This window comes from Streptomyces sp. XM83C, from assembly GCF_023072675.1.
Taxonomy (GTDB): Bacteria; Actinomycetota; Actinomycetes; order Streptomycetales; family Streptomycetaceae; genus Streptomyces; species Streptomyces thermocoprophilus.
Map to the genome: position 1 here is coordinate 1 of NZ_JALLGL010000210.1, position 10,971 is coordinate 10,971.

The window sequence follows — 10,971 nt, forward strand, 5'->3', positions numbered from 1 at the left end:
CCCGCACCCCGTACGCCCCCGGCACACCCTGGCCGCCCCGCACCGATCTCCACCTCGCCCCCGGCATCGCCGAGGACCAGGTCGACCGCTGGGTCCCGGCCGCCTCCGTGCTGCACTCCAACGGCGACGCCATGGACATCGCCGTACGGCAGGGCCGCATCGTCGGCGTCCGCGGACGCGCCGGGGACCGCGTCAACCGGGGGCGGCTCGGCCCGAAGGACCTGTACGGCTGGCAGGCGAACGCCTCCCCGGACCGCCTCACCCGGCCCCTGATCCGCGACGACGGCACGCTCCGCCCCTGCGACTGGGACACAGCGATGGCCCGGATCACGGACCGTTCCCGCGCGCTGCTGGAGGAGCGGGGGCCCGGCGCGTTCGGCTTCTACACCAGCGGGCAGCTCCTGCTGGAGGAGTACTACACCCTGGCCGTGCTGGCCCGCGCCGGCATCGGCACCCATCACCTCGACGGCAACACCCGCCTGTGCACGGCGACCGCGGCGGAGGCGCTGAAGGAGTCGTTCGGCTGCGACGGCCAGCCCGGTTCGTACGAGGACTTCGACCACGCCGACACGATCGCCCTGTTCGGGCACAACATGGCGGCGACGCAGACCGTGCTGTGGTCGCGGGTCCTGGACCGGCTGGCGGGGACGGCCCCGCCGCGCCTGCTGTGCGTGGACCCGCGTGTCACGCCGGTCGCCCGCCGGGCGGAGGTCCATCTGGCGCCCCGCCCCGGCACCAACGTGGCGCTGCTCAACGCCCTGCTGCACGAGGTGATCCGCCGCGACCGCGTGGACCGCGACTGGATCGACGCGCACACCGTCGGGTACGAGGAACTCGCCGCCGCCGTCGAGCCGTACACCCCGCGCCGGTCCGCCGGGATCTGCGATGTGCCGGCCGCCGGCATCGAACACGCCGGGGAACTCCTCGCCGACGCCGAGCGGCTGCTGTCGACGGTCCTTCAAGGCGTCTACCAGTCGCATCAGGCCACCGCCGCCGCCGTGCAGGTCAACAACCTGCATCTGATCCGCGGCATGCTGGGCCGCCCCGGCTGCGGGCTGCTTCAGATGAACGGTCAGCCCAGCGCGGAGAACACCCGTGAGTGCGGCGCCGACGGCGACCTGCCCGGTTTCCGCAACTGGCAGAACGACACCCATGTCGAGGAACTGGCCCGGCTGTGGAACGTACCGCCGGACCGCATCCCGCACTTCGGGCCGCCCACCCACGCCCTCCAGATCTTCCGGTACGCCGAACAGGGCAGCATCCGTCTGCTGTGGATCAGCGGCACCAACCCGGCCGTGTCCCTGCCCGAGCTGGCCCGCATCCGCTCGGTCCTCGCGCAGGAGCGGCTGTTCACCGTCGTGCAGGACCTGTTCCTCACGGAGACCGCGCAGCTCGCCGACGTCGTCCTGCCCGCTGCCGCCTGGGGCGAGAAGACCGGCGTGCTCACCAACGCCGAGCGCACCGTCCACCTCGTCGAGAAGGCCGTCGAACCGCCCGGCGAGGCCCGCTCCGATCTGGACATCTTCCTCGACTACGCGGCCCGCATGGACTTCCGCGACCAGGACGGCGGCCCCCTCGTCCCCTGGCACGACCCCCGGTCCGCGTTCGCCGCCTGGCAGAAGTGCAGCGCCGGGCGGCCCTGCGACTACACCGGCATCACCTACGAACGGCTGCGCGAGGGCGGCATCCAGTGGCCGTGCACCCCCGACCGCCCCGACGGCACGCCCCGCCTGTACGGCGACGGCATCTCCTTCGCCCACCCCGACGTGTGCGAGACGTACGGCAAGGATCTGGTGACCGGCGCCGGCGTGGACGTCACCGAGTACCGGTCCCTCAATCCGGACGGCAAGGCCGTACTGAAGGCCGCCGAGTATCTGCCGCCGCAGGAGGACGTCACACCGGAGCATCCGCTACAGCTGATCACCGGCCGGACCGTCTACCACTTCCACACCCGCACCAAGACGGGCCGTGTGCCCGAGCTGAACGACGCCGCCCCCGATGTGTGGGCCGAACTGTCCCCCGAGGAGGCCGCACGGCAGGGCCTGTCCGACGGCGACCTGATCGAGGTGCGCACCCCGCGCGGCGCGGTCCGGGCCCGGCTGCGCACGGTCGCGATGCGCGACGGCACCGTCTTCCTGCCGTTCCATTACGGCTACTGGGACACCCCCGGGGGACATCGCCCCGAGGGCGACGGCGCCGGCCGGGCCGCCAACGAGGCCACCGTCACCGACTGGGACCCCGTGTCCAAGCAGCCCCTGTTCAAGACGTGCGCGGCCCGCGTCGTCCTCGTGGCACGCCGCGACAGCCTCGCGCAGCGGACCTCCACCCCCGCAGGGAGCCGGACATGACCGGGATCTCCGAGACCCTGAAGGACCTGCACGACGGTGAGCGGGACCTGGAACAGGACCTGCTCGCCGCCGCCGACCGCCACCGCGCCGACCACGGCTTCCACCATGTCGCCGTGGACGTGGCCCGCTGGTCCCACGAGCACACGCGGCGGCTCGCCGAGGCGGGCCGTGACCATGGCCTCGACCTGAGCGGACCCGCCGCCCACCCGGCGTCCGGGGCACTCGCCTCCCTGCGTGACAGAGCGGCCGAAGCGCTGGGCCGCCGCACGGAGCCGGGCGGCCCGACGCTCCTGCGCGATCTGCGCGGACTGCATCTCGCCGCCGCGCGCAACTCGCTGTACTGGGAGATGCTCGCGCAGGCCGCGCAGGCGGCCCGCGACGAACAGCTCCTCGAACTCACCTCCTCCTGCCATCCGCAGACGCTGCGTCAGATGCGCCGGACGAACACGATGTTGAAGGAGCTGTCGCCGCAACTGCTGCTCGCGGCCCGCTGACGGCCGCCCGCCCGCGCGGCGCGCGTCGCAACGAGCACGAGCACGGACGCGATGCCAGAAGTAAGGGAAAGCCGTCGCATCGTTCCGTACGAGGGTCGCTTCCCCGTCACCTGCCGCCCCGGCGCAGCGCCCCCCGGCCCACCGCCGACAGCATCGCCCCGACGGTGACGCCCACAGCGAGCCGTACGGCGGCGGCGCCCACCTTCTCGCCGGTGGCCGCGTCCGTCGTGAACGGCAACAGCACGAGCGCGACCGTGGCCGACGTCACCAGCCACGAGAACACCCGGCACGGCCGCCGGGACAGCAACGCCAGCACGTGCAGCGCGCCGGTCGCGCCCAGGGCCGCCCCGGCCGCCGTCACCGCCGGGACCGTGGCCGAGGTGTCCTGTTGTACGCCTTCACCGGCCGGCCCGAACACCGACACCCCGAACACGCCACGTGCCAGCACCACGGCCACCATCGCCGTCAGCCCCGCCACACCCGCGGTCATCACCCCGCCCGCTCCGCCGAACCGCGGGGCGCCGGCGGGGACGGCTGCGGGCCGGTGCCGGTCCGGACGGCGTCGTACGACGCCCGGCCGCCGGCGCGTGGTCCGTCCGGTGTCTCCACAGGGGCCTCCTCGCTCACTGCCGCGCGCGGTGCCGGACCGGCGGCCCGGCGGTCGCGCGGATACGGGACCGGACCTTCAGTGAAGAACCCCCGCCGCCCGCCTGCATGCCGGGACGGCACCGGCGGCCCGGGTTCACCCGGACGGCCCCCGCGCAGATGCGGGGGCGCGCGGTGCGGGGACCGGCACCGGCGGCTGCTCGGTCCAGCGCAGGGCCGCCGTGCCGGACGCGTGCGCGACCGCGCAGCCCGCCGGGCAGGCGGCCAGCCCCGACACCGGGCCCGGCAGATGACAGGGCGGCCCCAGCTCCGCGCCCGTCGCGACATCCCAGAAGGCCAGCAGTCCGTCCTCCCCGCCGCCGACCGCCACCGTCGTGCCGTCCGGCCGGCGGGTCGCCGCCAGCGCGTTCACCCGGTTCTCCAGCCCGGTCAGATGCCGTACGGCCTGGGGCGCGTCCACGTCCCACACGCGGACCTCGCCGTCGTCCCCGCCCGCCAGGACCAAGGCCGTCCCGCAGGGCAGCTCGGCGACGGCCACGCCGTGCACCGGCGGACCCGACCGGGACGGCGCCGCGATCTCCGACCCGGTGGCCAGGTCCCACACCAGGACGGCACCCGCGTCGTCGGCGCTCACCGCGGCGGGCGGCGCACCGGGCCGCTCCAGCACCGTCAGGGACAGCAGCCGGCCGGTATGACCGGGGAACCGCGCGAGAAGTATCCCGGTCGTCAACTCCCGTACGCCCACGGTCATGTCGTCCTCGCCGGTGACGGCCACCGGCCGCCCGTCGGGCAGCGCCGCGACGGCCAGCGCACGGCTGCGCCGCGATACCCCGGCGACGGTGTGGAGGTGCTCGCCGGTGCGCAGATCCCAGGTGCGCACGGCGCCGTCCCGGCCGGCGGTCACCGCCACCGGACCCAGCCCCGGCAGCTCGGCCGCGGCCACGGCCCGCCCCCAGGGCACGGGCGCCGGGAGATCCCGCCGGTGCAGATGCTCGCCGGTGACGAACTCGCGTACCTCCAGGCCCCGCCGGGCCACCCCGAGCAGCAGTACGGGCCCCGCGCCCGGTGCGCACAGGGCGACGGCACTGTGCCCCACGGCCCGCTCGGCACCGGGCCCGCCGTGCCCGGGGACCCGGTCACCGGCACGGTGGCCGGCGATCCGGGCCGCGACGGGGCCACGCCCCGCCGTCACACGGACCCCGCCTCCCCGGTCGTCCGATGCCGTACCGGACGGTCCGCCGTCCACCGTCGCGCGGGCACCCCCGGCGCCGTCCGCACCTTCCGCGTCCTCGCGGCCCGTGGTGGTGTCCTCCGGCGTCACGTCCCAGACGACCGCCCGGCCGTCCGCCCCACCGGTCGCCAGCAGGACCCGGTCACCGGCACGGGTGACGGCCAGGGTCCGGGCGCCGCCCGGATGTGCCGCGAACGCATGAGTGCGGGTCCATCGGCCCAGCTCCCACACGGCCACCCGCCCGTCGTCGCACCCGGCGACGACCAGACCGGCGGCCCCGTCGTCGTACAGCGCGACGCAGCGGATCACGCCCAGCCCGCCGGGCAGTTCGCCCACCGCCCGGCCCGCGTCCAGGTCCCACACCAGCAGGCGGCCCTGACGGTCCCCGCTCACCGCGAGGCACCGCCCGCCGGCCCGGCCCGCGGCGAGCGCGGTGACCCAGTCCCGGTGGCCGCTCAGTGTGTGCAGGGGACGGCCCTGGCCGTCGGACAGGTCCCACACGTGCACCCGCTGGTCCAGGCCTGCGGTGACGGCCGCCGCCCCGCCGTCCGTACGGCGGGTGAGGGCGGCGGCGAGGACGAAGTCCGCGTGCGGTCCGAGCCGGAACAGCAGCCGCCCGGTGCGCAGATCCCACGCCCGCGCCGCATATTCGTCACCGGCGGCCAGCACCACCGGCCGGCGGTCCGGCAGGGTTCCCGCGACGAGCGCCCGTACGTCCGTCATCCCGCTGTCCCGCTCGAACAGCCGCCGCCCCGCGTCCACGTCCCACACCTGGAACACGCGGCCCGCCCCGGCCGTGACGGCACGGGCCCCGCCCTCGGGCAGGGTGAGCGTGGCCAGCAGGGGACCGACCGTCCCGTCCGCCGGGGGCAGCATGTGGCGGAGGGCGCCGGTGCCCGCGTCGTGGACGGCGATCCCGGCCTCGCAGACGGAGATCACCAGCGGTCGCCCGTCGGCGCCGCGGGCCGCGCCCAGACCCTGGACCGCGCCCGGGTCGTGGACCGTGCCCGCCGCGGCCTGCGGCTCGCCGAGCGGCGTACCGCGCAGGGGGTCCCATCGGCGCGCCCGGTCGGCCGGACCGGCGGTGACCAGAACCGGGGTCGCCTCGCCGGGCACGCAGGTGAACAGCACCCGGGTCACCGGCCCGTCGTGCGGGCCGAGGGTGTGCAGCCGGGCCGCGGCGGCCGTCCGGCTCAGCGCCCACAGCGGCCGTACCAGCGGTTCGGCCGGGCCGGTCGCCTCGGCCAGCGCCGACGCCAGTTCCGCGTCCCGCCACACCGCCGCCTCCAGCGCCAGCAGATCCCGCCGGGCGGTCACGCTGTGCCGCAGCGGATGATGTGCCGTGGTCTGCCGGTACACGTCCGCGTGCCGCCTGGCCCGCTCGCCCCGCGCCCGGTGCAGATGCGGGGCGAGCCGCTCCGGATCGGCGTGGAGCAGATACCCCGGGTCCGCCAGCAGCGCGTCCAGTGCCTCCGGTCCCGCGTCCGCCGCATGATCGGCGGCGTGCCGCCGCAGATACGGATCGGCCGCCGCCCAGTCCCGTACCCCGCCCGCGACCGGCACCTTTGCCAGCAGCGCCCGCAGCACGGCCTCGGGGCGGGCGTGGGGTGCCATCCGCTCGGCGAGGGCCTGGTGGAAGAAGCGGTACAGATGCCGGCCGTCGTCCGAGGTGCGCCGCAGATGGAAACGGGCGCGGTCCAGGGCCCTCTCGGTGTCCGACGGCCGCCTCGGCACCGGGCCGGGGTCCTCCTGGGCGAGTTCCACCGCGACCGCGTGGAGCAGCTCCAGCGGCATCCCGGCGCCCGCCACCCGGCCGAGCGCGGCCAGCACCGGTCCCGTCCACGGGTCCTCGGCGCGCAGGGTCCGCAGGTTCAGATCGAGCATGCCCGGCAGGTCCAGCGGCAGCCCGGCCACGGCCTCCTCGGGGGTCATCGGGGCGGACGCGGCGTGCCGTTCCCGCAGATGGGTGCCGTACAGATACGCCGTCAGGAAGTGGCTGTAGGTGTTCGAGCAGGCGAGCCGCTGTGCCAGCTCGTGCGCCGTCTCGGGCGGGCAGAGGGGGTCCAGGAGCTGCTCCAGATAGGCGCCGAGGTCGTCGGCGAGCGCTTGCGGCGTCTCTCTGTCGAGGTCGATCAGCAGCTCGGGCCGGCCCTCCAGGGCGGCCCGCAGATCCGGCAGGGTGTCGCGCCACAGCCGGGTGCCGAGCAGCACCCGGCACCCCGGCGCCGTCGCGGGATCCGGGTGACCGGCCAGCGGCAGCACGACCTCGCGCAGCAGTTCCTCCGGGTCGTCCGCCTCGTCCAGCGCGTCCACGACGACGGTCGCCCCGCCCGCCCGCGCGAGCGTGTCGAACAGCTCGGCCGACTCCACCGTCTTCATCGGCTCCGGCGCCGGCATGCCCGCCGACCGGGCGACCGCCTCCAGGATCTGCCGGTGCAGCGACCGCACCACCTGAGGGGTCGTCAACCCGCGTGCGTGCACGGCGAGCAGCCGAGGATCGGGCCGGGGCCGGAAGGTGCGCAGCGCCAGCCGGGCCCGCAGCGCCTGTAGCTCGGGATGCACCGTGCACACCACCACCCCGAGCAGTGCCGACTTGCCGGACCCCGGGCTCCCGGTGACGACCAGCAGCCGCTCCCCGGCCCGTGCCGCGCCGTCCGACGGCCGGTTCCCGTCCGGTGCCGTGCCGTCCGATGGCTGGTTCTGGTCCGGTGCCGTGCCGTCCGGCGGCTGGTTCTGGTCCGGTGCCGTGCCGTCCGATGGCTGGTTCTGGTCCGGTGCCGTGCCGTCCGGCGGCTGGTTCTGGTCCGGTGCCGTGCCGTCCGATGGCTGGTTCTGGTCCGGTGCCGTGCCGTCCGATGGCTGGTTCCCGTCCGGTGCCGTGCCGTCCGACGGCCGGTTCCCGTCCTGCGGCGTGCCGTCCAGCCATTCCCGCAGCCGCCTCAGCTGAGCCGTGCGCCCGCTGAAGCGGAACACGCCCCGCCCGCCGGCGGCGCGCTCCGCGAAGTGGACCACGTCCAGTTCGGGCGCGAGGACCCCCCGGAAGTGCTCCAGGCCGCTGTCCAGATGGGCCAGATAGGCGTCCGAGGGCCGGCTGCGGTGGTGCGGGTTGGCCAGGAAGGGCGGCGGCGGCAGCACCGCCGTGTCATCGGCCGTACGCACCACGTCCTGCTTCGGCTCGCCCCTCTCCCTGTCCTCGCGTGCCATCACCTCGTCGATACGAGCGGCCAGGACCTCCACGGGCACGTACGGCAGCGAACTGCTGACGAACAGCCTGCCCTGCCTCAGCTCGTCCAGCACGGTGGCGGTCGCCTCGCTGAACCGCGCGCTGTGGGTGGTGTCGTCGGCCGGGCAGGCCGCGATCACCCAGGCCTTGCGTTCCTTGAGCCGGGCGAGCTGCGCCAGCAGCGGCGGGTGCAGCGCCGCGCCCGCGTGGCACACGTCGAGCAGGAACAGCACCGGTCCGCCGCTGCCCTTGTCCACGTTCCGCAGCAGCGCGCTCACATCGACGGCCGACTCGTGGACGTACTCGTCGCGCGGGTCGGTGTCCATGACCGCCAGGTACAGCTCCTCGCCCACGCACAGACCGTGTCCGCTGAAGTGCACGATCACCGGGTCGCGGCGGGCCTCCCGGCGCACCCGCCGCCAGGCGGACTCCCAGTCCTCCAGCCGAGGGTCCGACAGCACACCCGCGACCCGCACGCCGAGCGCGTCGAGCGCCCGCGCCACCCTCGGCACCGCCTCCGCGACGCTCGTCAGCGGTCCCAGGGGGATCCGTCCCTCGGCCAGGTCCTCCTCGGTGAGGACCGTCTCCGGGAAACCGCCGGCCCCGACGACCAGCGCGTGCACCGTCACGCCGTGCCCCACCTCCCGTCCGGTACACCGATCACGCCAGATAGGGGGCGAGCGCGGACGCGGTGAGACCGCTGGAGAGATAACCCCCGAGGGTGTGCGGGTCGAACAGGCCGATGTCCGTGGTCTCGTGCACATCGACCGGGAACGCGTCGCCCAGCCGCGGCGGCACCGCCACCAGGTCACCCACGTCCGCGATGTTCACCCAGCGTCGCACCCCCGGCGGCCTCGCACCCCGCCCGTCCACCGGCTCCGGCTCCAGCTTCCGCATCAGCGCCGGCAGACCCAGCGGGGAGCCCAGCGTCAGCAGCAGATCCAGCTCCAGATCCGGATACGCGTGCAGCGTCTCGTACGCCACCACCGTGCCCAGCGAGTGCGCCACCAGCACCCGCGCCCCGCTGCCGCGGACGGCCTCGGCGACCGTCTCCCGCACGGCGCGCCGCCGGGCGGGCCGCGACGTGTAGGCGTCGGTGTCCTGCAAGGTGGCCACCACCAGCCGCGACAGCAGCTCCGCCAGCCGGTCCCGTACGCCGGGGGCCGCCCCGTGCGCCCGCCGCGCCACGAGCCTGCCGATGCCCCACCGCACGGGCGCCAGCAGCGCGGCCTGCGCCTCGACGGGCTCCACCCCGGCCAGCCGCAGCCACTCCCAGGCCTCCGCGGTCTGCGCCGCCGACAGGTCCTCCAGCCGGTCCCGGCCGGCGGACTGCCGCTGCGGCCGGTAGTCGTCGGCGAGCTGATGGGCGTAGTACGCCATCACCAGCGGGGGTACGTCGACATGCGGCAGCCCGGCCGCGACGAGGCCGTCCCGCAGCCGCTTCGCCGCCGTCTCCGCCTTCGCCTCCGCCGCCTGAGCCGGCGTCAGACCGGGTACGGCGTTCCAGATGCCGTGCACCAGCACGACGGGTCCCATGCCCCTCACCCCCTGCGTCCGGTGCGGCACCGGATGTGCCCGGACATGTACCCCGTGCGGACGCGATGACAACCACAGGTCTGACACCCCGTCACATCGTACGGCTGTGCGCCTGCTCGTCGGTGTGCTCCGCATGCCGGGACCGCCAGAGCCTCCGGTGCTCCTCCGCCTCCCGGCGCGCCTCACGGACAGCGGCCACCGAGAGCGGGACGCGGCGCAGCTCGGCCAGCTCGGCGTCCATCACGGTGACGAACCGCCGGCCCGTGCCGGTGAGGACATCACCGTGGGCGAGAAGCGTGCCGGCCGCTTCCGCCGCCGCCTCCCGCCAGCGCGCGCACCGCACCTGGGCGTCGTACCGCCGCCCCGGGTCGCTCGCAGAGGCGGCCTCCACGGCCCAGAAGCGGGCGACGGACAGGAACGCGTACGTGCCGTGCAGCAACGCGGCCGGCGGGCGTGGGTCGTCCCGCCACGGCGCGTACAGCAGGGGCCCCCTGGAGGCGCCGGGCTCCACGAGATCGATCAGGTGCAGTACGGCGACCAGCTTGCTGTGCTGCGTCTCGTGCACCAGCGTCTCGGCGAACCACTGGTGCGACGCCGGCCGGGTCATCACCACAGCGCCGAACCGCTCGGCGGCGCTGCTGCTGCGGTGGGTGGCGTCATCGGCGGGCAGCGGCACGAGGGCGCGCAGCCCGACCGCCACCTCGCCCGCGTACCCGGGATGCCGCGCCCGCAGCAGCCGCATCGCACCCGCGGCCCCGTCCCGCCAGGCCCGCACCTCGCCGGTCCCGAGCCGCATGCGGGGCACGCCGGGCGCGGCCACCGGGTCCACGTCGTCGAGGACGACCCCCGGCACGTCCGCCGCCCGGCCGCCGCCCCGCGCCGATTCCGGCCACACCACCCGCAAAGGCCACCAGCGGCCCCCCGCGCCGGCCTGCGGCAGCGCCTCGCAGGGCCCGCCTCCCGGCACCCGCACCGACGTGCCGCCCTCCGACTCCAGCGCCCCGGCCCGCAGCCGCACCCGAGTGCCGGGGGCCGCGTCCGCCAGGACCGCCGCGCCCACCCCGGGCAGCACCGCGCCGGGCCCCCGCCCCGCCAGGGTGACCTCGGCCGGCACGCCCGCGGCGACGGCGACGGCCGCCGCCACCTCCGCCAGCGGTAGCGCCGGGCCCGGCTTCGCCAGCTCCTGCCAGGTCGCCACGAGACGCGACCCGACCGACGGATGCGTCAGCACCCGGCGTGTCACCCCGGGGTCGGCGCGCCGCGCCCGCGCCAGCACCTCGAACAGTCCGGCCACCTCGGCCGCGACGCCACCCCCGTGTTCCCGCGCCCGGTCCAGCAGCGCACGGAGAAGCAGCAGCCGCCGCGCGTACTCGGCGTCCCCGAGCAGCCGCAACGCCTCACCGCCCCCACCGCCGGCGGCCATCCGGTCCAGCAACGGAACGTCGATCCGGAAGACGCGCAGGACCTCACCGGTCACGCCCCACCCCCGCGGACACGGATCCCGAAGATGCGGGAACCCCGGCCACCCCCCAC

Annotated in this window: 6 protein-coding genes; 2 read left to right on the top strand and 4 right to left on the bottom strand. The window is 75.7% G+C overall.

Annotation, left to right across the window (positions count from 1 at the left end; genetic code table 11):
- Together MTQ10_RS21575 and MTQ10_RS21580 are read left to right on the top strand one after the other, a co-directional pair.
- On the top strand, nt 1-2,348 hold a 2,348-nt coding region (locus MTQ10_RS21575), incomplete at its 5' end, for a molybdopterin oxidoreductase family protein (RefSeq protein ID WP_247470879.1).
- A complete protein-coding gene (locus MTQ10_RS21580; RefSeq protein ID WP_247470883.1) occupies nt 2,345-2,842 on the top strand; it encodes a hypothetical protein in 498 nt (165 codons plus the stop codon). The genes MTQ10_RS21575 and MTQ10_RS21580, both read left to right, overlap by 4 nt.
- A 106-nt stretch (nt 2,843-2,948) precedes the next feature.
- Here MTQ10_RS21580 and MTQ10_RS21585 read toward each other — a convergent pair whose 3' ends face one another.
- From MTQ10_RS21585 to MTQ10_RS21600, 4 genes are all read right to left on the bottom strand, one after another.
- Entirely contained in the window at nt 2,949-3,332 is a 384-nt protein-coding gene (locus MTQ10_RS21585) for a DUF6069 family protein (protein WP_247470886.1), read from the bottom strand.
- A gap of 252 nt (nt 3,333-3,584) precedes the next feature.
- Nucleotides 3,585-8,531 (bottom strand): caspase family protein, encoded by a 4,947-nt coding sequence (locus MTQ10_RS21590; protein WP_247470888.1) that lies wholly within the window; start codon nt 8,529-8,531, stop codon nt 3,585-3,587.
- Between the two features lie 31 nt (nt 8,532-8,562).
- Nucleotides 8,563-9,438 (bottom strand): hypothetical protein, encoded by an 876-nt coding sequence (locus MTQ10_RS21595; protein WP_247470892.1) that lies wholly within the window; start codon nt 9,436-9,438, stop codon nt 8,563-8,565.
- A gap of 91 nt (nt 9,439-9,529) precedes the next feature.
- A complete protein-coding gene (locus MTQ10_RS21600; RefSeq protein ID WP_247470895.1) occupies nt 9,530-10,915 on the bottom strand; it encodes an aKG-HExxH-type peptide beta-hydroxylase in 1,386 nt (461 codons plus the stop codon).
- Between the last annotated feature and the right edge of the window lie 56 nt (nt 10,916-10,971).

Excerpts from the sequence above, each read along its gene's own strand:
- MTQ10_RS21580 (WP_247470883.1), top strand. The coding sequence starts at position 2,345 with ATGACCGGGATCTCCGAGACCCTGAAGGACCTGCACGACGGTGAGCGG.
- MTQ10_RS21585 (WP_247470886.1), bottom strand. The coding sequence starts at position 3,332 with ATGACCGCGGGTGTGGCGGGGCTGACGGCGATGGTGGCCGTGGTGCTG.
- MTQ10_RS21595 (WP_247470892.1), bottom strand. The coding sequence starts at position 9,438 with ATGGGACCCGTCGTGCTGGTGCACGGCATCTGGAACGCCGTACCCGGT.